At 62.3% G+C, this 26,133-nt stretch carries 27 protein-coding genes; 14 read left to right on the top strand and 13 right to left on the bottom strand.

What is annotated here, in order from left to right; translation table 11 throughout:
- Positions 1-644 precede the first annotated feature (644 nt).
- On the bottom strand, positions 645-1,511 hold the full coding sequence (locus B0G62_RS07260) for a pirin family protein (RefSeq protein WP_103703474.1): 867 nt from the start codon (positions 1,509-1,511) through the stop codon (positions 645-647).
- A gap of 115 nt (positions 1,512-1,626) precedes the next feature.
- Between B0G62_RS07260 and B0G62_RS07255 the strand changes: the two genes are divergently transcribed.
- Positions 1,627-2,562 (top strand): LysR substrate-binding domain-containing protein, encoded by a 936-nt coding sequence (locus B0G62_RS07255; RefSeq protein WP_103703473.1) that lies wholly within the window; start codon positions 1,627-1,629, stop codon positions 2,560-2,562.
- A gap of 34 nt (positions 2,563-2,596) precedes the next feature.
- Here the strand turns inward: B0G62_RS07255 and B0G62_RS07250 are convergent, their stop codons facing one another.
- The 3 genes from B0G62_RS07250 to B0G62_RS07240 are packed head-to-tail and all read right to left on the bottom strand — an operon-like array spanning position 2,597 to position 6,245.
- Positions 2,597-3,532, bottom strand: coding sequence for a VOC family protein (locus tag B0G62_RS07250; RefSeq protein WP_103703472.1), 936 nt, complete (start codon positions 3,530-3,532; stop codon positions 2,597-2,599).
- Entirely contained in the window at positions 3,532-5,334 is a 1,803-nt protein-coding gene (locus tag B0G62_RS07245) for an FAD-dependent monooxygenase (RefSeq protein ID WP_103703471.1), read from the bottom strand. Before B0G62_RS07245 ends, B0G62_RS07250 begins: the two co-directional genes overlap by 1 nt.
- Positions 5,335-5,393: 59 nt before the next feature.
- Complete coding sequence (locus tag B0G62_RS07240) at positions 5,394-6,245, bottom strand: fumarylacetoacetate hydrolase family protein (RefSeq protein WP_103703470.1); 852 nt, start codon at positions 6,243-6,245, stop codon at positions 5,394-5,396.
- A gap of 166 nt (positions 6,246-6,411) precedes the next feature.
- Between B0G62_RS07240 and B0G62_RS07235 the strand changes: the two genes are divergently transcribed.
- From B0G62_RS07235 to B0G62_RS07205, 7 genes are all read left to right on the top strand, one after another.
- Entirely contained in the window at positions 6,412-7,158 is a 747-nt protein-coding gene (locus B0G62_RS07235; protein ID WP_103703469.1) for a GntR family transcriptional regulator, read from the top strand.
- A gap of 370 nt (positions 7,159-7,528) precedes the next feature.
- Complete coding sequence (locus tag B0G62_RS07230; RefSeq protein ID WP_103703468.1) at positions 7,529-9,223, top strand: FAD-dependent oxidoreductase; 1,695 nt, start codon at positions 7,529-7,531, stop codon at positions 9,221-9,223.
- 91 nt (positions 9,224-9,314) lie between these two features.
- Positions 9,315-9,764, top strand: coding sequence for a nuclear transport factor 2 family protein (locus B0G62_RS07225; RefSeq protein ID WP_103703467.1), 450 nt, complete (start codon positions 9,315-9,317; stop codon positions 9,762-9,764).
- 63 nt (positions 9,765-9,827) lie between these two features.
- Positions 9,828-10,562, top strand: a complete 735-nt coding sequence (locus B0G62_RS07220; protein ID WP_103703466.1) for an SDR family NAD(P)-dependent oxidoreductase — start codon at positions 9,828-9,830, stop codon at positions 10,560-10,562.
- A gap of 173 nt (positions 10,563-10,735) precedes the next feature.
- Positions 10,736-11,815 (top strand): porin, encoded by a 1,080-nt coding sequence (locus B0G62_RS07215; protein WP_103703465.1) that lies wholly within the window; start codon positions 10,736-10,738, stop codon positions 11,813-11,815.
- 297 nt (positions 11,816-12,112) lie between these two features.
- The gene (locus tag B0G62_RS07210; RefSeq protein ID WP_103703464.1) at positions 12,113-12,913 is read left to right on the top strand and encodes a PadR family transcriptional regulator; all 801 of its coding nucleotides are present in this window, start codon (positions 12,113-12,115) and stop codon (positions 12,911-12,913) included.
- Positions 12,914-12,971: 58 nt separating this feature from the next.
- On the top strand, positions 12,972-13,781 hold the full coding sequence (locus B0G62_RS07205) for a siderophore-interacting protein (RefSeq protein WP_103703463.1): 810 nt from the start codon (positions 12,972-12,974) through the stop codon (positions 13,779-13,781).
- Positions 13,782-13,878: 97 nt separating this feature from the next.
- Here B0G62_RS07205 and B0G62_RS07200 read toward each other — a convergent pair whose 3' ends face one another.
- The 4 genes from B0G62_RS07200 to B0G62_RS07185 form a co-directional block, all read right to left on the bottom strand.
- A complete protein-coding gene (locus B0G62_RS07200; protein ID WP_244193133.1) occupies positions 13,879-14,343 on the bottom strand; it encodes a MarR family transcriptional regulator in 465 nt (154 codons plus the stop codon).
- A gap of 20 nt (positions 14,344-14,363) precedes the next feature.
- Complete coding sequence (locus B0G62_RS07195) at positions 14,364-16,259, bottom strand: FAD-binding monooxygenase (protein ID WP_103703462.1); 1,896 nt, start codon at positions 16,257-16,259, stop codon at positions 14,364-14,366.
- Positions 16,260-16,494: 235 nt separating this feature from the next.
- Positions 16,495-16,710 carry a hypothetical protein gene (locus B0G62_RS07190; protein ID WP_103703461.1) on the bottom strand — a complete coding sequence of 72 codons (216 nt, stop codon included), beginning with the start codon at positions 16,708-16,710 and terminating at the stop codon, positions 16,495-16,497.
- Between the two features lie 91 nt (positions 16,711-16,801).
- Entirely contained in the window at positions 16,802-17,092 is a 291-nt protein-coding gene (locus tag B0G62_RS07185; protein WP_103703460.1) for a hypothetical protein, read from the bottom strand.
- Between the two features lie 540 nt (positions 17,093-17,632).
- Between B0G62_RS07185 and B0G62_RS07180 the strand changes: the two genes are divergently transcribed.
- Together B0G62_RS07180 and B0G62_RS07175 are read left to right on the top strand one after the other, a co-directional pair.
- Positions 17,633-17,836, top strand: a complete 204-nt coding sequence (locus B0G62_RS07180) for a cold-shock protein (protein ID WP_103703459.1) — start codon at positions 17,633-17,635, stop codon at positions 17,834-17,836.
- Between the two features lie 278 nt (positions 17,837-18,114).
- Positions 18,115-18,339 carry a hypothetical protein gene (locus B0G62_RS07175; RefSeq protein WP_103703458.1) on the top strand — a complete coding sequence of 75 codons (225 nt, stop codon included), beginning with the start codon at positions 18,115-18,117 and terminating at the stop codon, positions 18,337-18,339.
- A gap of 73 nt (positions 18,340-18,412) precedes the next feature.
- Here the strand turns inward: B0G62_RS07175 and B0G62_RS07170 are convergent, their stop codons facing one another.
- Positions 18,413-18,679 carry a hypothetical protein gene (locus B0G62_RS07170; RefSeq protein ID WP_144271821.1) on the bottom strand — a complete coding sequence of 89 codons (267 nt, stop codon included), beginning with the start codon at positions 18,677-18,679 and terminating at the stop codon, positions 18,413-18,415.
- A gap of 341 nt (positions 18,680-19,020) precedes the next feature.
- On the opposite strand from B0G62_RS07170, the gene B0G62_RS07165 reads away from it, so the two are divergent.
- The 3 genes from B0G62_RS07165 to B0G62_RS32630 all read left to right on the top strand — a co-directional run bounded on the left by B0G62_RS07165 (position 19,021) and on the right by B0G62_RS32630 (position 20,270).
- Complete coding sequence (locus B0G62_RS07165; protein WP_103703456.1) at positions 19,021-19,311, top strand: hypothetical protein; 291 nt, start codon at positions 19,021-19,023, stop codon at positions 19,309-19,311.
- A gap of 72 nt (positions 19,312-19,383) precedes the next feature.
- Positions 19,384-19,623, top strand: coding sequence for a hypothetical protein (locus tag B0G62_RS07160; RefSeq protein ID WP_103703455.1), 240 nt, complete (start codon positions 19,384-19,386; stop codon positions 19,621-19,623).
- 362 nt (positions 19,624-19,985) lie between these two features.
- Entirely contained in the window at positions 19,986-20,270 is a 285-nt protein-coding gene (locus B0G62_RS32630; RefSeq protein WP_103703668.1) for a hypothetical protein, read from the top strand.
- Between the two features lie 118 nt (positions 20,271-20,388).
- Here B0G62_RS32630 and B0G62_RS07150 read toward each other — a convergent pair whose 3' ends face one another.
- The 4 genes from B0G62_RS07150 to B0G62_RS07135 form a co-directional block, all read right to left on the bottom strand.
- The gene (locus tag B0G62_RS07150; RefSeq protein WP_103703667.1) at positions 20,389-20,586 is read right to left on the bottom strand and encodes a hypothetical protein; all 198 of its coding nucleotides are present in this window, start codon (positions 20,584-20,586) and stop codon (positions 20,389-20,391) included.
- Positions 20,587-20,852: 266 nt separating this feature from the next.
- Positions 20,853-21,980 carry a 3-deoxy-7-phosphoheptulonate synthase gene (locus B0G62_RS07145; protein WP_103703454.1) on the bottom strand — a complete coding sequence of 376 codons (1,128 nt, stop codon included), beginning with the start codon at positions 21,978-21,980 and terminating at the stop codon, positions 20,853-20,855.
- Between the two features lie 189 nt (positions 21,981-22,169).
- Positions 22,170-23,177: a sterol desaturase family protein gene (locus tag B0G62_RS07140; protein ID WP_103703453.1), complete on the bottom strand. Its 1,008-nt coding sequence runs from the start codon at positions 23,175-23,177 to the stop codon at positions 22,170-22,172.
- Between the two features lie 15 nt (positions 23,178-23,192).
- Complete coding sequence (locus B0G62_RS07135; protein WP_103703452.1) at positions 23,193-24,215, bottom strand: YncE family protein; 1,023 nt, start codon at positions 24,213-24,215, stop codon at positions 23,193-23,195.
- Positions 24,216-24,563: 348 nt separating this feature from the next.
- Between B0G62_RS07135 and B0G62_RS07130 the strand changes: the two genes are divergently transcribed.
- Entirely contained in the window at positions 24,564-25,910 is a 1,347-nt protein-coding gene (locus B0G62_RS07130) for an Nramp family divalent metal transporter (RefSeq protein WP_103703451.1), read from the top strand.
- Positions 25,911-26,133 lie beyond the last annotated feature (223 nt).

The raw sequence follows: 26,133 nt of genomic DNA, 5'->3' as shown, positions 1-26,133 counted from the left end.
CAGACATAGCTTAAAAATAACGACTGCCGTTCAGTCCAAAAACCTGGACATCGCCGTGGCCGATCCGAATTGCTTTCAATCGGGCGTGCGCGCATAAATATGCGTGGAGCGCTTTTATTTGATGACATTCCCGAATCGATTTTCCTCAGACGAGAAAAATGGACTCACATTGATTTGAAATCTCATATTTCATCAGACGTTAGATTTTTACAATGTGCCTTTTATTTTTATAAAAATCGCTTTACGAATTTATTGGATAGAGTCCGGCCTCGCCGGTCTTTCCGTCGCATTGAATGCCACAAAATGGCCAGAAAGCTGAAATACGACGGGTATCCGTCTGTTCGTTTCGTCGCGATATTGCGTCTTGCGCCACGACAAACGTGACCGATCCGCATCGATCGGCAAATGGATACGGGGACCTTCAACCAGGGTTTCATGCGCCTGAAGTGGCGCCCAGGTCCTGGTCCGGCGAGCCCGTACCACGAGCGTTCACCGGCCAGACGACCCGAGCGCCTCGCGGGAATGCAACGTCCCCCAACAGTAGTGGGATCGCTTACCAGGCGCCTTCCGGAACTCCGGGGTTCGTGGCACGGACGTCAACCACCCGGCCAACGGCCGTCCCGGATGCTCCGGCTACAGCATTATTACGTGGCGCGGGTGAAGCGGCCGCTATTGAAATCGCTGATGGCCTGATGAATCTCCGCCTCGCTATTCATCACGAACGGCCCGTGACCCACGATCGGCTCATCGATCGGTTCTCCGGTCAGCACCAGCAGCGTGGCGTGGTCATCGGCGCGCAGGGACACACTGTCACCGTCCCGCCCAAGCAACAGCATTTCTGCCTCGGAGAGGACATGTTGGCTCTCAACCGTCACGCTTCCACTCAGTCCGACCAGCATCGCCGTATGACCTTCAGGAAGATCAAGCGTCAATTCTGCGCCGGGAGTGAGCTTCATATCCCAGACGTTAATCGGCGTGAACGTCCGCGCCGGTCCACGATGTCCGAGAAACTCCCCGGCAATCACCCTCGCCTGTCCTGCGCCCTTCGACAGATCGACAACGGGAATGTCAGCGGAAACAATGCCCTGATAATGCCCGGGCTTCATTTTGTCTTTCGCCGGAAGATTCACCCAGAGCTGGACCATGCGAAACAATCCACCGCTTTTCGCAAATCCAGGCGAGTGGTACTCCTCGTGAAAAATCCCGCCTGCCGCAGTCATCCATTGCACGTCACCCGGTCCAATGACACCGCCGTTTCCCGCCGAATCGCGATGTTCAACCTCACCGTCATAGACGATCGTGACCGTTTCGAAGCCGCGATGCGGATGCTGGCCAACGCCTCGCCGCTGGGTCGTAGGATCAAAATGATGCGGTCCGGCGAAATCAAGCAACAAAAAAGGACTGATGTGCTGACCCAGGGTGTTGTACGAAAACAGGGAGCGGACCGGGAAGCCATCGCCAACCCAATGGCCACGATTGTTTCCATAACGACCCAGGATGTTCTTTCTCATCTTTTCTCTCCCTATAAGCTGAGAATAAAGCGCTAACCAACATCGTCAATATACCCAATTAAGCCCGTGCGCTTAAGATAGCGATTTTCTGACGCAACGTCCTATAGGCAGAACGATGAAAGATCTCAATGACCTTTACTTTTTTGCCCAGGTGGTTGGCCACGCAGGCTTTGCTCCTGCCGGACGCGCGCTCGGCATCCCCAAATCGAAACTGAGTCGCAGGGTGCAACTGCTGGAGGAGCGGCTGGGCGTACGCCTGCTGAATCGCTCTTCGCGGCGGTTTTCGGTCACTGAGGTCGGGGCCGAATATTATGATCGCTGCGTCGCGATGCTTGTCGAAGCAGACGCGGCCGACCAACTGATTGCCGAATTGCGGGCGGAACCCCGTGGGACGATCCGGGTGAGTTGCCCCGTCGCGTTGCTCAACTTTCAGTTCGGGGCGTTGTTCAGCAGATTCATGACCGAGAACCCCGCCGTGGAGATTCACCTCGAAGGCAGCAACCGGCGTGTCGACGTGATAGCCGAAGGCGTCGACGTCGCCATCCGGGTCCGCTTCCCGCCGCTGGATTCGACCGATCTCGTGATGCGCAAACTCGACATCAGTACGCAATGTCTCGTCGGCGCGCCGGGTCTCCTGACGCAGACACTCCGCTCGCCCGCGGACCTGGTGGGTCTGCCCAGCGTCGATCTCGATCCGGCGCGACGGCTTCACCAATGGCATCTCGAAGGCCCCGACGGGCAGACATCGACGCTGCCTCACCATCCCAGGCTCGTGACCGACGACCTGGCGACGCTTCGGGAAGCTGCGTTGGCAGGCGTGGGCATTGCCAAGTTGCCGACGATGATGATCTGGCGCGATGTCGAGGAGGGCCGCCTGGTTCAGGTGCTGCCGGAGTGGCAACCGGCCGCCGGCATCGTCCATGCGGTTTTTCCGTCCAGACGGGGGCTCTTGCCATCAGTACGCGCGCTGCTCGACTTCCTCGCCAACCAATGCGAACGTCAACGTCGTGACACGATGTCGGTGCTTTCGCACAGCCGTCCCCGTCCGTGACAGCCTCCTTCCGGCGCATGCAGACTGACCGCGACTAACGTTCCGTGTTCTCGAAGAAGTACGCCGGCACGTCGGGCCCCCACAGATAGAGCGAGTTTTCGGGCGCGTGGTCGCCGCAGGGCCACTCGAAGCCCGGCGGGACGAAGTCGATGTCGGCCGAGTATTCCCAATAGGACCCCCAGGGATCGCGCACGTACTGGAAGTAGTTGGAGCCCAGCACATGCCGCCCCACGCCCCAGCCCTGCGCGTAGCCCGCCTGCAGCATTTGCATCTTGCCGACGCCCACCGTATCGACATCCGGCACGTCCCACGCGCTATGGTGCCAGCCCTTCGCCTCGCCCTGCGCGAACGCGATCAGATGATGGTCGCTTCCGTGACGCGCATGCAGGAACGCGACGATACCGGCCGAGCCGTCGGAAAGTCGCATACCGAGCGCCTGTTCGTAAAACGCAACGGCACGCCCGATGTCCGGCGTGAACATCAGCACGTGCGAAAGCCGCTGTGGCCGCGCGGGTGACGCGTCCGCGCGCATCGAAGCGCCGCGCAGACGTACCGGCCCGGCTGCGGAGCGGAGCTTCGCCTTGAAGCTCGGCGAGGTCTTCGCGCCCACCTGAAGCTGCATCAGGTTGCCATCCGGGTCCTCGAACCAAAAGCCCTCCTTGCTGGCCCCGACGGCCGGGGCCGCGGCGCGTCCCCCCGCACGCAGGATCTGCGCGCAGAGCGGCTCAAAATCGTCGGCGAAGCAGTTCAGCGAAAGATAAGCGAGACGCTTGCGCGCGCCTTCGCCCACGCGCGCCCAGATATGGTCGCCGGCCGGCGTGCGCAAGAGGATCTGGTCGCCCGCGCGTTCGAGCGCGAAACCGAACGCCGTGAGGAAGTGCGTTGCGTCAGCCAGACTCGGCACCTCGAGCGCGAAATGATCGATGCTGTGAATACCGAACGCCGCGCGTTCCGTCGTCAAGGACGCCATCAGCAAACCTCCTTCAAACCGTGGCCATCGCGCACGCCTGCCGTCGCCTTTTGGCCCGGTGCACGGCCGAGTAACTGGGCGAACACGCGGCGCAGTTCCTCGGCCGGATCGGCCACACGGTCGACGGATCGCCACGCGACGAAGCGGTCCGGGCGCACCAGCACGCAGCCATGGTCTTCGATCTCGCGCTGCCGCGCCCAATCGCCGTAAGCGTCGAACGTCGAGGTGCCGTGCGCGATCTGCACGCCGTTCACCCGAATGCCGAATTCCGCACCAATCTTTTGCGCCGCGTCGAGCCAGGCCTCGCCGCCCGGGCCGCTCAGCAGTGAGAACTCGCCATGACCCACGAGATCGAGCGTCGAGACGAGCGTATTGTCGCGCTGAATCCACGCATGAGGGATGGAGGCGCCGGGCGTGGTCGTGGCGTGGTGATAGAGTTCGGGGTCGCGCGAGGGTGCCGGAAAGGTGGCGCCGTCGCGCACGATCGCCGTCGACGTGTAGCGCTGCCCCAGTTCCACGCCGTGGCAGTTGAACTGATAGTTCTGGAGTTCCACCGCCTCGGCCAGCGCCTTGCGGCGCGCACGGCCAGTCGCGGAGTCCGAGAACAGCTCGTCGAGGGAGGCCCAGCCCTCCTCCTCGCTCTGGCCAGCGGCAAAGCCGAGCACATTCGCGATCGGCAGCATCTCGCCCACCGACTTGATCGCGCGGTTCACCACGCCTTCGGCCACCGGCTGGCGCTCGTCGGAATACGTCTGCAGCAGCGTGGGCGCTGCCTCGCCCCGCACGATCATCGCCAGCTTCCAGGCGAGATTGAAGGCGTCCTGGACCGACGTATTCGAGCCAAGACCGTTGGCGGGCGGATGGCGGTGCGCGGCATCGCCTGCAATGGCGACGCGCCCCTTCACCATGCTGCGCGCGAACATCCGGTTGATCGTCCACTTCGACACGGCTTTCACGCGAATGGGAATGTCGGGGTCGCCGATGGTCGCGCGCGCCCGTGCGATCACGGCGTCCTCGCTGAGGTCAGGCTCGCCGTCCTGCGGGTTGTACATGAAGAGCAGCACCCACTCGTTCCAGGGGCGCACGCAAATGTACGTGCCGCTGCCCACCCAGTAATTGCTGCCCGGCTGGGTCATCCAGTAGAGGACGCCCGGCCGGTGCGCGCAATACTTCTCCAGATCCACTTCGAGCCAGCAGTTCACCGCGCAGCCGAGTCCCATCTCGCCTTCCAGTTCGAAGCCGAGTTCCTTGACCACGAGGCTTTGCGCTCCATCCGCGCCCACCGCGTAGTCCGAGATCACTTCGAACTCTTCTCCCGTCAAACGATCGACGACGCGCGAATGAACGGCGTCTTCGGTCTGCCGTATCGACACCAGTTCCGTGTTGAACAGCACCTTCGCGCCATACTCGCGCGCGGCCGTGAGGATGGCCGGCTCCAGCAGGTGCTGGGGCGCGTTGCACATCTGCGAGGGACTCGCCGCCTCGTAGTCAGCGCGGCGCTTCGTGCCGGTGCCCCACGTCTGCAGGCGCGCGATCTCCGTACCCGCGAAGCTCGTCGCCCAGACGTTGTTGCTCATCAGCTCGTTCGCCGTGGAAAGCGCGCGCACGCGCTCCTCGATACCGAGGTCGCGGAACACTTCCACCGTCCGCTGGTTCGTAATGTGCGCGCGCGGCGAATGCGCCGTGCCGGGGTAGCGCGTAATGGCCAGCACCTCCACGCCGTATTTCGCCAGCAGCGCAGCCGTCGTCAATCCTGCGGGGCCCGCCCCCACCACGAATACCGGGACGCGAATCTGTCTCATATCATCTCCTTCCTGTTGTCTGCCCGTCTGTCTGCCCGTCTGATTCACGAAGCGCCGTATCAGCGCTGCGGCACCTCATCGCGTACTGCATTCGTGAGCACGCCCAGCCCCTCGATCTCGACTTCGCACACGTCGCCGTCGCGCATGATGAGCTTCGGCTCCCGTGCCCAGCCGATGCCCGCGGGCGTGCCGCTCACGATCACGTCACCGGCCTCCAGCGTGATGGCCTCGCTGATGATGACGATAAGCGACGCCACGTCGAACACCATGTCGCTCGTGTTCGCGGATTGCACGACCTTGCCGTTCAGCCGTGTTTCGAGCTTCAAGCCCTTGCCGCCCAGAGGGACTTCGTCCGCGGTCACGAGCGTCGGCCCAAATGCGCCCGTGCCGTCGAAATTCTTGCCGACCGTCCATTGCGGCGCCTTGAACTGGTACTCGCGCACCGAGCCGTCGTTGAACACCGAATAGCCCGCCACGCAGTCCAGCGCTTTCTCCAGAGGAATATGCCGGCCGCCGCGTCCGAGCACGACCGCCAGTTCGCCCTCGAAGTCGAGGGAGTCCGAGACAACGGGGCGGATCATCGGCGCGCGATGACCGATCAGGCTGGTATTGAAACGCGGGAAAAGGGTCGGATAGGTGGGCTGGTCGTACGGGCTTTCTTTCGTATGATCCGCGTAGTTCAGGCCCACGCAAATAATTTTTCCAGGACGAGTGAGCGGCGGGAGCAGCGTGACTTCGTTCGCGTTGTACTGCGCGCCGGACGAGCGCCGGGCGGCTGCCCAGACCGCGAGATCCGCGCCTTGCTCCAACAGTTGCTCCAGCGTGGCATCGCCCAGCGACACAATCGTCGAGCCTTCGAGCAAGCCCAGTTGGTGGGTCTTCCCATCGGGCGAAAAATTTACGTAGCGCATGACATCTCCAGTTCGGGTCAGGGGCAGCAGCGAGAGGAGGATGTCCGTATCCGCCGCTTTATACAAAAGTACAAAATATATATATTTTAGTCTTTTATCGTTAACCCTGAATTCTGCATGCATAGGCGCTTTTGAATATAATCAAGGGCACATGCAGGAGAACCTTGTGGACATCACATTCGACAACGCAGACGCTGGCGCTTCGCGCACCATGGCCTCCATGCTGGCAGACGCCATTCTTCAGGACATCGTCACGGGCGCCCTGCCGCCCGGGTCGAAGCTCAAGATCCGGGAACTGGCCGACCGCTACCAGGCGGGCGTCATTCCCTTGCGCGAGGCCGTTTCGCGGCTCGCGATGAGCGGGTTCGTCGAAGCGGAAGACCAGCGCGGCTTCCGGGTCACGCAGGTATCCCGCGAAGACCTCGAAGACGTGACTTCGGTGCGCCAGTGCATCGAGTCCGAAGCGTTGCGCGACGCGATTGAAAGCGGGAATCTCGAATGGGAAGGCGCCGTGCTCTCGGCGTTCCATCAGGTCAACAGCCTGCCGACCGCGGTTGGCAACCCACCGCACATGAACCCGCTGTGGGAGCGTGCTCACGATCATTTCCACACCACGCTGCTCGCCGGGTGCCGATCGAAGTGGCTCAAGCATTTTGCGGCCACGTTGCGCACCCAGACGGCACGCTATCGCCACATGTCGCTGGGCAACGCGCATGCGGTGGAACGCAACGTCGCCAAGGAGCACGAGGATATTGTGAAGGCCGTACTGGCGCGGGACGCAGACCTCGCCTGCACGCTGCTGAGCCAGCACTTCGCCGTCACCACCCAGCTCGTGCTCGAACGCACCGCGGAGTCCGCCACGCCCCGGAAGAGCGCGGCATCCCCCGCGCGCAAACGCGGGACGACGTCCTGAATCCCCGCACGATCGGGCGCTCAGTCGCCCGACACCGCTACACGCTGCCTCGCCTCCCCGGCGCTAACCGGCGGCCTCTCTACGCGCACGCCCGTTCATCGCGCTAGTCTGCGCGTTTCTCACCCGTCCTCCCTCCGCCTCAGGTAGTCGGCGCGCGGGCCTTCTCCTGCGTCTGCCATCCACCCCCTTTGCGCCATGCGCACCATCCGACCGACCTCGACGCGGGCATCTGCATGCGCCCTATCGCTTCAATAGTTTTTATATTTTTGTATATTTTTATTTCTCTCGTATATTTATCAACGAATCGTAGCCAAACGTAGCCAACTGCGGAGGCACTCGATCACATACCGAAAACATATGGAGGAAGACAATGCATCGAAGCTTGAAATGGGCCGGGCGCGAAACGGGCGTACCCGTGACACAGCCTGCCGCTTACGACGGCGAAGTCGATGTCGTCGTGGTGGGCGCGGGCGGCGGCGGCCTGCCTGCCGCGCTTTTTGCACGCTGGCTCGGCAATTCGGTGGCGCTCGTGGAGAAGACCGACGTCGTGGGCGGCACGGCGCGCAAGGCCGCGTTCTGGTACTGGGTGCCAAACAACCGGCCGATGCGCGAAGCCGGACTCGTCGACGAAAAGGACGATTGTCTGCGCTACATGGCGCGGCTCGCGCGTCCTGAACGCTACCAGCCCGATGCCCCGATGCTCGGGCTGGAACCTTGGGAATACGAAGCTTTCGAAGCCATCTACGAAAGCGCCTCCCCAGCCGCCGAAGCGCTTCACGAACGCGGTGCCCTGCGCTACCGGCATTGCGCCGACGTCACCGACTACTGGGCCGAGATGCCGGAAAACAAGGCGCCGCGCGGCCGCGTGCTGGTGCCCGCGGACGCATGCGAGTCCATGTCCGACGGCGGGAAGGTCGCGATCGGGTCGATGCAGGCCGCGGCGCTGCGCGACGGTGTGCAGATCATGACGGGTGTGCGCGTGCAGCGAATCGTGCGCAACGGAAAAGGCGAAGTCGTCGGTGTGCAAGGCACGCGTGCAGGCGGCGAGCAGCTCACGCTGCGTGCGCGCAAGGCCGTGATCTTCGCAACCGGCGGCTTTACGCATGATCCCGCGCTGCGCGCGAATTTCCTGCATGCGCCGTTCGTTGGAGGCTGCGCCGCGCGCAGCAACGAAGGCGACTTCGTGCGCATCGCCAGCGCCGCCGGCGCCCAGCTACGCAACATGAACTACGCATGGATGTGCCCCGTTGCCCTCGAACGCGCGGTGGCGGGCAGTGACGACTTCACGGGCACCTTCTCGGTCGGCGGGGACTCGATGCTCTGGGTAAACAAATCCGGCCGCCGCATCGTCAACGAAAAGCTCGCCTACAACGAGATCGCCCAGTCGTTCTTCGAATGGGACCCGCAACGCGCCGAATATCCGAACTTCGTGCAGGTCGCCATCTGGGATCAGCGCAGCCAGCAACATTCGGCCAGCACGGAATATGGCCGGCTGATCCGTCCAGGCCCAGGCAACGAGGCGTTTGAATTGCACGGCGAAACGCTCGATGAACTAGCGGACGCCATCCGCGAGCGTTTGCAGAAGTACGCGCATCTGACCGGAAACGTCCAGCTTGGCGACGATTTCACAACGAATCTGCGGGCTTCGATCGCGCGCTTCAACCTGTTTGCACGCGAAGGCAAAGACCATGATTTCCACCGCGGCGACCGTCTGGTCGAACGCATGTTCAACGGCCCGACCGGCGAGCCGCTCGATCACGGCAACCCGACGCTGCATCCCGTTTCCGAAACAGGCCCCTACTACGCGGCCCTGGTGGCCGGCGGCACGCTGGACACGAAAGGCGGCCCACTGACCAATGCCAACGCGCAGGTTCTGGACGACCTGGGCGAGGCGATCCCGGGCCTGTACGGCGTCGGCAACTGTGTCGCTTCCGCCTCCGCACGAGCCTATTGGGCCGGCGGCGGCACGCTGGGACCGATCATCGCATTCGCGTGGCGCGCGGCTCACGCGGCGCACGCCGAAGCCATCAAAGAGACCTTGCCTGTCGAAGCCGCCGTCGGCTGAACGCGGGTTTGCATCACGACACATCCGAGCCATTCATCTAACCCTTTCGCAGCGGCACGAGCAATCCGCTGCGCGCTTCCAGGAGCTACACATGCAAATCCAGCCGATGACCGATGAACAACGCAAGGCAGTGGCGCTCGAATATTTCAGGCGCATGGATCGCGGCGACGAAATCCTGAGCCTCTTCGACGAACATGCCCAGGTCTATTTCCCGAAGTGGGGCATCGCCCGCGGCCGCAGCGAGATCGCCAGGTTATTCGACGACCTGCTCGGCATTCTGGCTGCAATCAGCCATGACGTGACGTACGCCAATTTCATCCAGCAGGGCGATCTCGTCGTGGTCGAGGCGACCTCGCACGGCTGGCTCAAAAGCGGTGAAACATGGCGCGCGGGCACGTCCCACGCGGGCCGCTGGTGCGACGTGTTCGAAATCCGCGACTTCAAGATCCAGCGCTGCCACATCTATCTGGACCCGGACTATGCGGGCGCCGATACAGCGCGCTATCCATGGCTCGCCAAAGACGCGGCGGGCCGCTACTGATACACGCCCGGAACTGGCGCTTTCATCACTTCACACGGAACAACGTTCAGCAAGGAGCAGATCATGCATCGATTCGAAGGCAAGACAGTGGTCATCACCGGCGCGGCGCGCGGCCAGGGCGCGGCCGAGGCGAAGCGCTTTCATCGCGAAGGCGCAAACGTGGTATTGACCGACCTGCTCGTGGAAGAAGGCAAGGCGCTCGCGCGCGAACTTGGCGAACGCGCAGCCTTCGTCGATCACGATGTCACCGACGAGTCGTCGTGGATACGTGTCTTCGAACACACCACGCGTCTTTTCGGGCAATGCGACGTGCTCGTCAATAACGCCGGCATCTACCGGCCCGCGGCGCTAGGCGACACGACGGCCCAACTGGCCGAGCAACATTTTCGTGTCAACCAGCTTGGCACGCTGCTAGGCATGAAGCACGCGATCAAACCGCTGACCGCGAGCGGGCAGGGAGCGATCGTCAACATTTCGTCAGTCGCCGGGCTGCGCGGCTTCGCCAATGCCATTTCGTACGGCAGCACCAAATGGGCCGTGCGCGGCATGACCAAGGTGGCGGCGGCGGAACTCGCGCCGTTCGGCATTCGCGTCAATTCGGTTCATCCAGGTTTCATCGCGACCGACATGCTCAAGGAGAACCCGGACGAAACGAACCGCTTTGGCGCCGAGGCAGCCCCGCTGAAGCGTCACGGCACGCCCGATGAGGTCGCCGCCCTGGTCGCGTTCCTCTCGAGCGACGAAAGCGCGTTTATCACCGGCGCCGAGATCGCAATCGACGGAGGCTGGGCGATCTAGTCCCGGCGTACAGGCACCCGCGCGCTGCGCGCCGGTGCCTGTACGTATCGCCGTCGCTTCAACCCGGCCGAAGGTCGGCATGAGTCAGATTGGAAAATTTAGTTAGCATCACTACATTTAAATCGATTTTATTCCCGCAATTCGCGTAGACGAAGACATAGGGGGAGACATTCATGCAGCAAGACAGAAAGCGCGCGTGGCGCCTTGCCGGATGTACGGCAGGGATGCTGATCTGCGGGTCCTCGAACGCGCAAAGCCAGATCACGCTATTCGGCCTCATCGACGGTGGCCTGCTGTACACGAACAAGACACTCGGCTCCGCCACGGGCGCCCACGCCGGCAGGCAGCTTTCGATGATCGATGGAGGGTCGTCGTATTCGCAGTTCGGGATGCTCGGAACCGAGGATCTCGGCGACGGGCTCCAGGCCAGGTTCAAGCTCGAAAGCGGGATCAGCATTGCCAACGGCGCGCTCGCGCATTGTGACGGCAACCTTTTCGGCTGCGAGGCGTGGATCGCGCTGCGCAACCGCTACGGCGAAGTGAAGACCGGGCTGCAACTCTCGCCGTTTTTCCTCGCACTGTACGCATCCGACCCGCGCAACATGTCGTTCTTCGGCAGTGGCGGCGTCAACCTCGTCGACAACGTGCTTGGTACCAGCATTTTCAGCGCGAGTTCGGTTTCGTACACGAGCCCGGCGCTCTGGGGTCTGCAGGCGAGTCTGCTGTATTCGTTCGGCGGCAAGCCCGGCGACTTCCAGGCGGGACGGCAATATTCCGCCAGCGTCAGCTACGACTACGCGGGCGTGATGGTCAATGCGGCGATCTTCGACGGCAACAGCGGCGCCGCGAATCCCACCCCCACGCCAACCAGCCTGGCGGCCGAGGGCCGCACGCTCGGCGCGGCGTTCAAGTTCGGCGCCGCCACGGTGAAAGCGTCGTTCGTCAACTACAAGGTCGCCGGCTCGTTGAACAACAACGTCTATGGCGGCGGCCTGACGTGGTACGTGACACCCGCGCTGGACCTCGACGGCGGCGTCTGGGTCACAAGCGACCGCAATCACACGGCCAACCATTCGCTCCTGGCCGCGTTGGGGGCGAGCTATTTCCTCTCGAAGCGGACCGCGCTCTACGCGCAGGTGGCCTCGGTCGACAATCACGGAACGATGAACACCGGCTTGTCGATCGACGGCGCGCTATACGGTGCTTCCGGCACGACGGTGGGCGCGACTGTCGGCATCCGTCACGCGTTCTGATCGAAGAGAAATTCGCGGAGTTGCCCCTGTAACGCCGGACACCGCCCCGACTATCTGCACCTGTGAGCGTGTCACTACAAGGTGCAGATCGACTTCGACCGGCCAACAGCCTCATCGAAACCGGGCGCCGGACCTCTCTCCCCTTTCCCCTAACCCGCCATGGTTGCGCGGGAACGCCGGTCTCACGCTCCCGCAGACTTTGCCGCGAGTTCTGCCCCCAAAAAATTATCTTTGACAAACACTCTTAAGATATATATCTTAAGACACATCTTAAGACACTCAGAGACAGGAGGCCACATGCGCCACCCTCATCATTCCGGCCACCATGGCCACCATCGCCACGGTGCTCGCGCCGCCCGCGACTTTTTCGAAACGTTCGGCCACGGCGATTTCGCCGGCGCCCGTCTCTCCATGCTTCATCCCTTGCATGCGTTGCACGCGCTGCGCCATGCCATGGGCCGGCGCGGCGGCGAGGGTCCCGGCGATTTCGGCGATCGCTTCGGTGACGGCTTTGGCCGAGGCTTCGGCGGCCCCGGCGGCTTCGGCGACGGCGACGGTTTCGGCCGCGGCCGCAAGTTCTCCTCGGAAGACCTGCAACTGATGCTGCTAGCGCTGCTCGCCGAGCGCCCGAGCCACGGCTACGAGCTGATCAAGGCGCTCGAATCGCGCTCGAACGGCTTCTACAGCCCGAGTCCCGGCATGGTTTATCCGGCCCTCACGTATCTCGAAGAACTCGGTTATGTGAGCGTGACGCTCGAAGGCAACCGCAAGCGTTACCAGCTGTCCGAAGAAGGCCGCGCCCATCTTGGCGCGAACCGCGAGCGCGCCGATCTGATCCTCGCCAAGCTCACGCATTTCGGCCGCAAGATGGATCTGATGCGCCGCGCGTTCGCAGGTGAAGATCCCGCCGATGGCAGCGGCTGGGTCCGCGAACTGATCGAGGCGCGCCGCGCCTTCAAGCACGCACTGCTGCGCCGCACGGACGCGTCGCCCGAGGAGCAGCGCCGCATCGCGGCCATCATCGTACGCGCCACCCAGGAAATCGAAAACGGCGGCGAGAACACCAGGACGGACGACAGCGCGGCGCCCGGCGCATAAAAGCCCAACCCGCCCCCCTCGCCGTCGATCGTCCGCCGCTTATTTACCGGAGTCATAGATGCAGAATCAATCCAATCTCGAAGTCGTCCGCGTGCGACATCCGCTGAAATTCCGTCTGCTGCGCGTGACGCGCGTCGAGGCGCTGTCGTCCGCGCTCGTGCGCGTCACGCTGACCGGCGACCTGAGCGATTTCGTCTCGTCGTCGTTCGACGATCACGTGAAGGTGTTTTTCCCGGCTCCGGGCGACGAAAAGCCTGCGCTGCCGAGCCTCGGCCCGGACGGCATCGCTTTCCCCGACGGCGTCGAGCGCCCTGCCGCGCGCGATTACACACCGCGCCGCTTCGATATCAACGCCAACGAGCTGGATCTGGAATTCGCGCTGCACGATGCCGGCCCAGCCACCGCGTGGGCCGCGCAGGCCGCGCCCGGCCAGTACCTGGGCGTCGGCGGCCCGCGCGGCTCGATGGTGATTCCCACGGGTTTCGACTGGCATCTGCTGGTCGGCGACGAGACCGCGCTGCCCGCCATTCAGCGCCGCCTGGACGAGCTGCCGTCGGGCGCGCGCGCCGCCGTGGTCGTGGAAGTGGCGAACCGCGCGGCGCGTATCGAACTGCCGACCGAAGCCGATCTCTACGCGACGTGGGTTTATCGCGACGAACTGGACTCGGAACAACCGCTCGTCGATGCGCTCGGCGAAGTCTGGCTGCCGCCAGGCGAAGGCTATGTGTGGGCGGCCGGCGAAGCCTCGGCGATCCGTGCCGTGCGCGGCTATCTGTGCAATGAACGCGGCGTCGACAAGAAGCGCATCCGCGCATCGGCTTACTGGCGTCGCGGCGCGCAGGCGACGCACGAAACGATCGACGACTAAGCCAGGCGGCGCATCGTCCGCTGACGCACGCGTGCGGTGCGGCTCGATCGCCTAACGATGCCGTCGAGCCGGGCAAGACTGCCGGGATCGGCCAGCGCTATACCTGGGGCGGCAAAAGCGCCAACAGCAGACGCCGCAACTGCAGAACTTCCTCCGCAGCGAGCCTGGCAGTCAGAATACGCTCGACCTCCTCGACACGCGGGCGCAAGGCCGCGAGTTGCTTCTTGCCGCTCGCGGTCAGGAACAGCACATAGCTGCGCTTGTCGATCGGGTCATCAGTACGCCGAACGAGATCGTTGCGAACCATGCGCGCGACGAGATCGGCAATGGTCGAGCGATCCACGTCGAGATCGTCGCCAAGCTGCCGCTGATTGATTCCCGGCCTGTCGTGCAGGATTTCGAGCGCGGCGTACTGCACGCTCGTGATCTCGGCGGAGACTTCGCTCAACCATACCGCGACGTGGCGCTGCTGCGCACGCCGCACGAGGCTGCCGGTGAATCTTGCGAGCGCCTCGGCCTCGTCGGCGCGCTTCTCCGCGTGCTTGTCCAGTTTGATTGCCAATTTTGCAGTGTCGAAGCCAGTCAACGCTTGCGGAATATCGGCCGGAAGAAGGCGCTCAACTCCGCGTAGGCGTCCAGAGGTAAAACATGGGCGACGTACTGGTCGGGACGGACCACCACGAGCGCGCCTCGTTCGCGGTCAATGCCGCGCGCGTCGAAGATATCAGCCGCCGCGTCGCTCGTAAATGCTTTCTCGTAATCGACCAGGCCATAGCGGCCCTTGCGCGGCAGCAGAAGGCCGTGCAGCGCTTCCACACGCACCTCGCGATGCGCTTGCTGCAACACCGCGCGCACGTCGAGCACGCTGTCGATGTCAGCGCCTTCGGGCGTAGCGAGGCGCAGCACGGAATCGGGCGCTCCCACGAGACGCTCGCACAGCGCGCGGAGCGCTTCCTGGCTTGCGTCGGCGAACGCGTAGAGACGCCAGCGGCCGTCCGCACGCGCGGCATGGCCGAGATGGACAGGTTTCGCGTCCGCGAGCCGGATCACCGGCGCCGAGTGAAACCGCGTGCCGATCGTAAAGCCGCTGGCGAGCGCCTGATGCGTTGCGCTGCCCGTAAGCGTGCCAGGCCTGTAACGCGTCGCGACGCCGGCCGTATAGCGTCCCGCCCGCACGAAATACGCCTGCAATTCGGCGGGATCGACGCCGCCCGCTTCGGGCCGGTTCGGGTCCCTCGGCGGCGCGGCCATCATCGCGGACCATTCCTTGTCGAAATCTATCAGCTCCTGGGCGACAGGTTGACGCTCGTCCGAATAAGTGCGCAGCAGATCCGTGTCGCTGCGCCCTTCCAGCACGGCGGCGAGTTTCCAGCCTAGATTGAAGCCGTCCTGCATCGACACGTTCATGCCCTGTCCGGCCTTCGCGCTATGCGTATGACAAGCATCGCCGGCGATGAACACGCGCGGCTCACGAGACGTGTCGTCCGCCGCGAGCGCATCGTCGAAGCGGTCGGTCAGACGCTGCCCCACTTCGTACACCGAGAACCACGCGACCTCCTTCACATCAAGCGTATAAGGCTGCAGGATTCGCTGCGCGGTTTCGATAATGCGGTCCACGCCCGTCTGCTTGATGCTGTCGCGATTCTCCGGCGTGACCTCGCCGAGATCGACGTAAAAGCGCACGAGATAACCGCCCTCGCGCGGAATGAGGAGCAGATTGCCTTTGCTCGCGGACTGGATCGCGGCTTTGAGGCGGATGTCCGGGAAGTCGGTGACGGCGAGCGCGTCCATCACGCCCCACGCATGATTGGCCGCATCGCCACGCAACGTTTGCCCGATGGCCGTACGCACACGGCTACGCGCGCCGTCGCAACCCACGACGTAGCGCGCCCGCACGACGACCGGTTCGGCGGCGCCGTCCGCATCGGTGCGACGCAGTGTGACGCGCACCGGGTAGTCACCCGCGTTTTCACGCACGACATCGACGACTTCGAGGCCGTAATCGGGTTCGAGCCGATGTGCCGAGCAACGCATCACATCGAGCAGATAGTCCTGGATGCGCGCCTGATTGACGATGACGTGCGGAAACTCCGACAAACCTGTTTCGGTGTCCTGAACACGACCGGTACGCTTGATGGCGCCGCGGTCCTGCTGATCGGGCCGCCAGAATACCGTTTCATTGACCCAATATGCCTCGCGCAGCAGACGGTCGCTAAGGCCGAATGCTTCGAACATCTCGACGGTCCGGCACGCCACGCCATCGGCCTGCCCCATCTGCAACGGTCCATTGCGACGCTCGACAATACGCGTCCTGATGGAAGGAAAGCGCGCGAGTTGCGCCGCAAGCACAAGCCCGGCGGGCCCGCTTCCGACGATCAGCACATCGACAGAATCGAGTGTCGGACTTTGTGGGCCGCTTTCGGCGGCCGCTTCGATCGTCGGGTCGCCAACGTGAAAACCGTTGAGATGGAACTGCATGTCTTCCTCCATTTATCGCATGTCGTCGTGACCGGAAATATACTCCGTACACCAACCATTTGAAAGCACTTCAAGGCGGATCTGATGTTTACCCTGATTTCTGGTTGCGCTTCGGGAGTTGCGTCGACGAAACGACGCAATCTAGGTCAACAGCGAGCCTGATCGCCGCGAGACGGAATCGCGTGCGCTATCAGGCTATCTCTGCGTCTGGCGGAAAGAATGTGAAGTCGCGCTTCTAGCCAAAACGCGCATAGAGCCACTGTTCCGCCCAGCTTTGCGCATAGGCGATTGCATCCTCGCGAATTTCAAATCCGGCGAGGTCTCCGCTCAGATGAACGTCGTATTCGCTGCCATCTGGGCGGTTCGTGCTGATGCGCACATGTGCCATGTACTCACCATCCGCACGACGCGGCGTGGGATCTATCCGGAAACGTGTCGAATTCAAACGCATATTGCTACCTCTTAAAATGTATCCGGTCACGGGGACAGTGGAATTCTGTCGATCTGACTTCTCCAGTCGTTACCCGCCGACCGCAATCCGCTCAAGCCTTCATGTCGAGCACAGTCTCACCTGGCGAGCACATATCGATAAGATGCTCGGCATACGCAATGGACGCCCGGCGTGCATCGCCCGCATTCAGAAACGGCGTCTTGACCAATACGCCGAAAACACGGCTTCTCGGGGCACGAGGAATCGCATCGGGTTCCTGGATGCGTACCGCTGCATCGAAGCCCTCGTCGTAATTGCGGCCGAAACCCGCCTGGGTCGGCAAATGCGGAAAGACAAACGGGTAAATCTCAAGACCACGGTAAAAGCGCACAGTGGTTGTCATGGAGCCAGCTCCTTGGTCTCGCACGTCGTGCGGAGGATCCAGAATGGGACGCAGCCTGAACGCCGCATCGTTGCGGTGCGAAGCTGTCGTAGGGGGTCTGCGAGGAAGAGAAGCAGCTCGGTGCCTGAACAGGCGATAGAAGAGGCGCGGGGATCGGTCGCAGGTCGACTGATCCAGTCATCGTACGCTGATCCCCACGTTTGTATAGGGAAAGTTGAATTCACTAAAAAGAAAGCGTCGTTCGCGGCGATCGGGCGCAACACGCTCTCGCCAGCGCGCACGTCACGCCAGGCATGGCGCGAAGCCTCGCAGGGCCACATCGTTTTGCCCACAAAACGGACCGCCTCGCGAAACAGTTACAAGATAAATATTGACGCTGACACCACTAAACGGTTAGTGTCTGTCTCGAAGTTCAAGAAGTTCGATTGCTGTTCATCAATTGCTCGCTGCCAAGCGGTATTCGTGGTCCTCTCCCTCCTTGACGCTTCAAGCGCTCTATCACAGAGCACAATTTTTCTATTTGTTTCTCAAGGATTTTCCATGGATACCGGTATTGTTAAGTGGTTCAACGACAGCAAAGGCTTTGGCTTCATCGCTCCTGACAACGGCGGCGACGACCTGTTCGCTCACTTCTCCGAAATCAGAACCGACGGCTTCAAGACGCTGGCTGAAAACCAGAAAGTGACCTTCGAAACGAAGCAAGGCCCGAAGGGTCTGCAAGCGGCTAACATCACGCCGCTGTAAAGTTTGAAGAACCCGGCTTCCCGTAACGGAAGCCGGGTTGCAGCGAATCCTCGCGGAGCATTGTCTCCCAAAGTTAGCGCGATTCCCCCGCAAGCCGTATCTGTTCAATCAGTAGCTTGCCAGGCGCCACGCGCCTCGTTGCACTTCATCCCTCTCTGGCTGCAATAGCCCTTCTTCGCTTTCCGACTGCGTCAGATTCAGCTCGCAATGGCTTTGAATCGGCACGTCCGCGCACATTGCGCATGGAATGCGAGCATTCGTGCATCATTAAAATTAAAATGCAAAACAAGCAAATTCAACAATACAACGGCTATGCCGTCCATCCCTCGGCGCATCGTTTGCCCGACGGTAGTTTTTCGTCCAACCTGCTGCTCGAACGCACCGATAACGCGCGCACCGAAGGCCGTTACCAGTTTTATTCGCTCGATTACTTCACGAGCGAAGAGAAGGCACTGCAGCACTCGCGACGCTGGGCACGCAACTGGGTCGACACGCGCGGTTAACGTGGTTAACGCGGTTAAAAGCGACGCACCGGTACACGAGCACGAGGCACGCCATCCGGAAGTAGAGCCTTCGCTAGTTGAAGCTCTGCACCATGCGCAATTTGATCGCGGCCATGATGTCGCGCCGGCAAACACCGAATGCCACGGAAAAAGCGTCATCGGCATTGTCGAATGACGCCTGGGTGTAGCGCCCTTTGGCCGGATGAATGAATTCGGCCACCGAAAACTCTTTATATGAAAGTGGCGCCACGATGTAGTAGCGCGACTGTCCTGACTCGGGCCTACTTTCGACGCAGGCTCTCATCTGCCACCCATTGAAGGTATCAAGGCGTGTTTCCATACGGCCTCCCATCCAAAACCGGGAAGACCGTCGCGAGATCGAAAGTACGATTCCCGAGTCCATGGTGCGCTCTATCCCGGCCAGTCACAAGGCTTATATCTTTGGCTGGGCGCCTGCACCGGACGTCAGGGAACTTTCACTGTACAAATCCTGGAATGGGCGTAGGATCAGTTTACTGATTGCCCGTTCCTGATCTCTCCCTCTCCACCCGTTCCATGGGAATCGGGCTGCTCACTGTCATCACAGGCCGAACACCACGGCCTGGCGTGTGGAGACTGCATGCAGTCGCTCACACTGTTCTCTGTTATGCCGCGTGGTGATGCGGCCTCAAGAGTGTTTCCATGACTACCGATTTCCGCCTCTATCGCGGGCTGGAGGTTTACCCTCTGGTCTATCCGCATTGCGCCACGACGCCCGGCGGCGGGCATAACTACGACGAAGGGTTTGACGCCGCTGTGCGCATCCAGGAACCGGGCAGCTCCGAAGGGTCGCCCCGCAGCCGCGTATTCAAACTTGCAGCAGTCAGGCCCTTCGAGAATGCTGGCGACGCGCGACGAGCATCGACTGCCTATGCCGAACACCTCATCGACTCGTGCGCCCAGAACACGCACGTCCTCGACCTGCAGTTGTAAGCCATGCCTCTCTCCCCGCACCGCCCAATGGCGCGGTGTGGCCGGATCTGCAGGCAACATTGGAGGCTTGATATGGGCAGGACGGAATTGTTGAAGTGGATTCGACAAGACGGTTCAAACATTGTCGACCGGTTTCTTCCGCTGGAAGCACGTGCAGAACTGGATGGAGTCATCCACGATGGTCGTCACGAGGTCGACGCGGACGCTTATCTCATGTTTGTGTCCGTTCGCGCGCTGCTGCGCAAGGATGGAATGGCGAGCTACGATTCGGACCGCGAAGCCGGCCAGATCATGGCGCTTCTTAACGGGTGACGCAACCGCTCCAAACCCGACCCATCAGGCGCGCCTTCACACCGCAACCGGTTTTCCTGGCAACGCGCAGTGACTTGCGCTCACAGTGAGAGGTTCCTGTGGAAACCTGCCTTGGGATGTATAACGGCTGGCAGATATGCGTAACCGTTGAACTTCAGCCAGACCGCGAAGGACGCCCCTGGTATTACATCGTCTTGCCAGTCACGTTCCGGGAATTCGCGACTGACGCACCAAAGCAGTCGATTACGGTGGCACACACCGGCCGCCCTTTTAGCGACATCGACCGCGCCTTCAGTGCGGCCTTCAGTGATTGCGCCCGAGCAATCGAGCGCACGCTCATAGTCCAGGATGCGGAGTCCACTTTGAAAAATGATCAAAATCTCACCCCGCACTATCTCGTCTTTCGTTCAGGCGGCCAGCCATATGTCCTGAACAGCGACCTCCGCATCCTGCGGCGTGAAGCAAGCTCACTATTGAGATCCTTCGCCCGATCCCGCGCTGCGCCCATTTCGATCGGCGATGAGATGTGGAATGAATTTTCTGATTCGGAGTCCATTCTGTTGGCCGAACGCGACGAAATACGGGCGTATTCGCTGATCAGTGGTAACGAGACCGAGCACCAGCTCCGCTTACTGACGTCGCTCTGACTCGACACACGGTCACGCTCAGGTTGGAGAATTTGTTCTCTTGCAAGCGCGCTGGGAAGCGATCATGCCGTGACAAATCCGTCACGCGCTGCGCACAACGGCTCGCCGCTGGTCCGTCTCAATACCGCCTCGCATAGCCTTCGCGCCACAAGGTGGCGCCGACGGAACTCAGCAGCGCAACGTCACGCTCACCCAGTCCATCCCACGCGCCTGCCAGCCATTTCGCAAATTCCGCGCAGGCATGATCCAGGTCGATTGAGGCATGACCCTCCCGATTCAATCGCTCGAAGACAGCGAACACCTCATTCTGCGTCATCGTCGCCTCCATTCGAGAGATTGCGAATTCAGTACATTGGTTTTTCAATGCCGCTATTACGCTTGTCCAGGCTGAGCCGCCCGCTCCTGACCGACACAAGAGCAATCCTTCGTTTGATGCCTGATTATGGACCCGATAAGACTACGCGTCTGTACAGCGCCGGAATTTATTCCGTTTTCCTAATAATCAGATTGGGATACGCGCGATCGCTCGCCTCGCGCGTTGTTTTATGCGCAAAAAGTCGGGAGCGACACGCTCCCGTCATTTCAGCCCGCTAGGGTCTTGCGCCGCGCGCGCACCGCTTCCGCCAGCCCGTCGAGCACCGGTTCCGTCTGCGCCCAGCTGATGCACGCATCGGTAATCGACACGCCCCGCTTGAGCGGCACGCCCGGCTTCAGATCCTGGCGCCCTTCGTCGAGGTGGCTCTCGATCATCACGCCGACGATGCGCTTCTCGCCGCCCGCCAGTTGCGCGCCGATATCGCGCGCCACCTCGATCTGACGCTGATGCGCCTTGTTCGAGTTCGCGTGCGAGCAGTCGATCATCACTTCCTCGCGCAGCCCCGACTTCGCCAATGCCGCGCAGCAAGCCGCCACCGAGGCCGCGTCATAGTTCGGCCCGCTCTTGCCGCCACGCAGGATCACGTGGCAATCCTGGTTGCCGCGCGTCTCGAAGATCGCGGCCATGCCCATCTTCGTCATACCCATGAAGGCGTGGCTCGCGCTCGCCGCGACGATGGCGTCCGCCGCCACCTGCACGCCGCCGTCCGTGCCATTCTTGAAGCCAATCGGGCATGACAGCCCCGAGGCGAGTTGCCGATGGCTCTGGCTTTCGGTCGTGCGCGCTCCGATCGCGCCCCACGCCACCAGATCGGCGATGTATTGGGGGCTCAGCAGGTCGAGGAATTCGGTGCCGGTGGGCAGGCCCAATGCGTCGATTTCGAGCAGCAGTTGCCGCGCCGCGCGCAGGCCTTCGTTGATGCGGAAACTGCCGTCGAGGCGCGGATCGTTGATATAGCCCTTCCAGCCCACCGTCGTGCGCGGCTTCTCGAAGTACACGCGCATGACGATCAGCAGATCGTCCTTGAGCGTGTCGGCCTTCTCCTTGAGCAGTTTCGCGTATTCGATCGCCTGATCGTGGTCGTGGATCGAGCAGGGGCCGACTACGATCACGAGACGATCGTCGCGCTGCGCGAGTACATCGGCGATCTGCGCGCGGCTTGTTTCAACGAGCGTCTGCGTGGACTGCGGCACCGGCAGTTCGTCGAGCAGCAGCGCCGGCGAGATGAGCGGCCGCACCGCGCCGATACGCACGTCGTCGATGCGGGTGGTGTCCTGGGTAGCGTCGGCGACGCCGACTTCCTGGTCGTGCTGCGGATTGTCGATACGGCTCAAGATTTTCTCCTCGGGCGCCTGCTGCCGAAGCGCTGCGATAGTCGCGCGGTATGTGTTGGGGGACAAACGATGATTATCGCATCCGCCGCGACGTCCCGAACCGGCAGCGCAAACGCAAAAACGCGCGCCCAAACGAAACGAGGCGGCAAAAGCCGCCCCGTTCCCGATCCAATAGCCACCCGACGAAGGTCAGTTAGCCGACCCGCCGAGCGGATAGCCCTTGCCCGCCAGCCGCCGCGCGATACGCACGAGCGCGAACCATTGCTGGGCGATCAGACCCTCGCCGTAGTTGACACCACGGCCGTGCGGCGCCGGCAGTTGATCGCGGATCCCGGTCGGCTCGGGCGCCGCGTTCCACGACGCGGTGCGGAACATCATGTCCCACCACGGAAACAGCACGCCGAAGTTGCAGCCATAACGCGTACCTTCGTGGCCATAGCCAATCGCGTGATGGCGACGATGGAACGCCGGACTCACGAGGATGCGCTCCAGCACGCGCCCATAAACGAGCCGCGCGTTGACGTGCTGCACCGCCTGCAGGAAGTTGCTCACGGCGATCAACACGACGAACTGCGAGGGCGGCACGCCGATAAAGAGCGAGATCGCCGCGAAGAACGCCGCCTGCACGATATCGTCGAGGAAGTGATTACGATCGTCGCACCACAGCGACATCTGCTGCTGGCTGTGATGAACCGCATGCAACTCCCACCACACGCCGAAGCGATGCTGCCAGCGGTGATACCAGTAGCCCGCGAAATCGAGCACGACCAGATAGATCGCGAACGACACGTAAGGCCTGTCCGTCACGCCGGGCCACAGACCATCCACGTCGATGTTCGGAATATTGTGGATCGCCATCAGGCTCTGCCAGTGATTGAACACCGGCGTGAGCACGAAGAAGAACGCGATATTCAGAATGCCGAGCTTGGCGATCCACGTGTACCAGACGTCGGCGCGCAGCGCCTTGCGGTCGCTCCACGCTTCAAGCGGGCGCAGCGCTTCGAGCGGGCGCAGCAGCACGTAAGTCAGCAGGATTTCGAGCACCCCCACGATCACCCAGTAGAGCGCGTCGTAGGTGTCCTCGTCGTAGCCCATCAGGCCGACCTTGTAGAAGATCGGCTGCACCACGTCCACGTAGACGAGGGTTTGCAGCCACGAAACGAGGTTGTCGGCCTGCGAAAGCAGCGTATCAAGCATCGAAACTCCCGGTCATCAGTCCGGATTCGGCGCCACCACGGGCGCACTGTTCGCGAAATAGATGCCGTGCGGCGAGCGGCCCACGGCGATCGTGTCGATCAGCTGGCGCGTCGTGAGATCGATGATGCCCACGTGCTTAGCGAAGCGGAACGTAACCCACAGATAGCGTTTGTCGGCGGAAAGTTCCATATCGTCGGGACCAGGACGCAAACCGGTGATGTCGCCGACCTTGGTGAGCGTCGTGTAATCGATGATGCTGATGGTGCTTTCCACGCGATTGGACACGACCACATGCTTGCCGTCGTCGAGATTGCGGAAGTTGTGCGCGCCGCGGCCCGTCTGGATCTTCTTCACGAGCGTGCGGTTGCGCCAGTCCACCACGGCCACGTCGTCCTCGCCCGTCATGCCGACCAGCAGGTACTTGTCGCCGGGCGTCATCCACAGACCCGCGGGCGTGTTGCCGATCTTCAGCTTCCACATCACGGTCTGCGTGGACAGATCGATCGCCGCGACTTCGCCGGTGTCCTGCAGCGTCACGAACGCGATCTTGCTGTCCGACGAGAAGGTGATGTGGCTCGGCGTCTTCGCGAGCGCAATGCGCTTCGCGAGCGTGACGTCATGGCCGTTGTAGCTGTAGACATCCACGCGATCGAGACGCAGACCCGCCGTCACGAACCATTTGTGATCGGGCGAGAAGCCGAGCTGATACGGATCTTCGATGCCTTCGACGCGGCGCTGCACCTTGCCCGTGTGCGGATCGAGGAACATCAGGTCGTTCGAGACCGAATCGGCGACGATCAGCGACTGACCGTCGGGCGTGATCATCAGGTGATGCGGCTCCTTGCCGGTGGGTTCGGTGCCAACGACGCTGCGGCTCGCTTCGTCGATCAGCGAGAGCTGCGCCTCGCCGGAGTCGAGCACGATGACTTTGTCGTCCGCATGAGCGAGCGCGCTGCACACAAGACCGCCGAGGAGCAGCGCCGCTGCGAGGCCGCGTCTCGGGTTCCGGGTAAAGCTGAATGTCGGGAATTCTGGCATTTCGTAGGGGCAAGAGAACCGGTGCATAACCGGGGTGAGCGCGCGCAGGGCCGGTTTGTGCTGAGATAGAGCCTGGTGCGCCGCAACGTGGGCGAAAGCCAGACGAAACCTCGCTGAAACCGGGCAGCGAAGCGGACTGCAAAGCGGACCGCCAATAGCGCGCGCGGAACGTCTGGTTAACGCACGAGGCTCGTATTCCGATGACGCGCACAGGCGTTTTCCTGCATCGATTTCGCATGTGCCGGATTGCCGCGGCAAGATCCGGCCCTGGTAGTTTCCTCGTCGTTTCCTGGTAGTTTCGCCGTAGTTTCACCGTTCTTTCGGCCGCTTCATTTCGACAAGGCGTTCATGCGCCATCGCACCCGCCCCCGTTGGGAGGGCCACCCCGAAGACAGCCTGCCTGGCGTACCCGACGGACTCTCCGCCAGCACGGCGCGCAAAGTGCGCGAGGCGCTCGAAGGGCGCCGGCGCGGCGCCGCGCTGCTCCTGCCGCTCGCGGGGCCAGCCGTGATCGTCTCGGTCGCCTACATGGACCCCGGCAACTTCGCGACCAACATCCAGGCCGGCGCGCGCTACGGTTATGCGCTGCTGTGGATCGTGGTGCTCGCCAATCTCGTCGCGATGCTGTTCCAGTCGCTTTCCGCGAAACTCGGCATCGTCACCGGACGCAATCTCGCCGAGCTTTGCCGCGAGCGTCTGCCCGCCCCGCTCGTCTGGCTCATGTGGATCGTGAGCGAGATCGCGGCAATGGCCACCGATCTCGCCGAATTCCTCGGTGGCGCGATCGGTCTCGCGTTGCTGCTGCACGTGCCGCTGCTCGCAGGCATGGCGATAACGGCGCTGGTCACCTACGGCCTGCTGTTTTTCGAGCGTGCCGGGTTCAGGCCACTGGAGCTGGTGATCGGAGGCCTCGTCGGCGTGATCGGGCTGTGCTATCTGCTCGAACTCTTCGTCACGCCGGTCGCGTGGAACGAAGTCGCGCGCAGCCTGGCCGCGCCGCGCCTGCCCGATGCGCAGGCCGTGACGATCGCGGTGGGCATCGTCGGCGCAACGGTCATGCCGCATGTGCTCTTTCTGCATTCGGGCCTCATCCAGGCGCGCGTGCAGCCGCGCAACGACACCGAACGCACGCGCCTGCTGCGCTTTTCCAACATCGAGGTCATCGTCGCGCTGGCACTGGCCGGGCTGATCAACATGGCGATGGTCATGATGGCGTCGGCGGCATTTCATCTGGGCCACGCCGATGTCGCCGAAATCGAAACCGCCTGGCACGCGCTCGCTCCGCTGTTCGGCGCGGCGGCGGCGGCGATTTTTCTGGTCTCGCTGATTGCCTCGGGGATTTCGAGTTCGGTGGTCGGCACGCTCGCGGGCCAGATGATCATGCAAGGCTTCGTGGGCTTCCAGATTCCGCTCTGGCTGCGCCGCCTCGTGACGATGGCGCCGAGCTTCGTGGTGGTGGGTCTGGGCGTGAACGCAACCGTTGCGCTGGTCGCAAGCCAGGTCGTGCTAAGTCTTGCGCTGCCGTTTCCGATGGCCGCGCTCGTCTGGTTCACCTGCCGGCGCGACGTCATGGGGCGATACAGGAATGCAGCGCCGCTGGCCGCGCTGGCCGTCGTGGGTGCGCTCTCCGTGCTGGCGCTTAATGCGCTGTTGCTTGCGCAGACCTTCGGCATGCACGTGCCGGGACTCGGCTAAAACATCCGTCAGCGCAAACCGTGCAGCGCAACATGCGCCTGGCGAGCGTTTCGCTCAATTCGCGCGCCTGGCCTGCTCGAACCGTTCAATGAGCGCTCAATAGCCCGCACGTCAGCGGTGACTTCGTTCGTCATGCGTGCAAACTCGCGTGAAACCATGCAACATTAGCCTCTTTCACCGCGTTCGCCCTTGCGGCTAGCGCAAATTTCGCAACTCTGCGCCA

This window comes from Paraburkholderia eburnea (assembly GCF_002917095.1).
Lineage (GTDB): Bacteria > Pseudomonadota > Gammaproteobacteria > Burkholderiales > Burkholderiaceae > Paraburkholderia > Paraburkholderia eburnea.
Note: the sequence above shows the minus strand (reverse complement) of the source record. Positions and strands in the feature narration are given on the sequence as shown.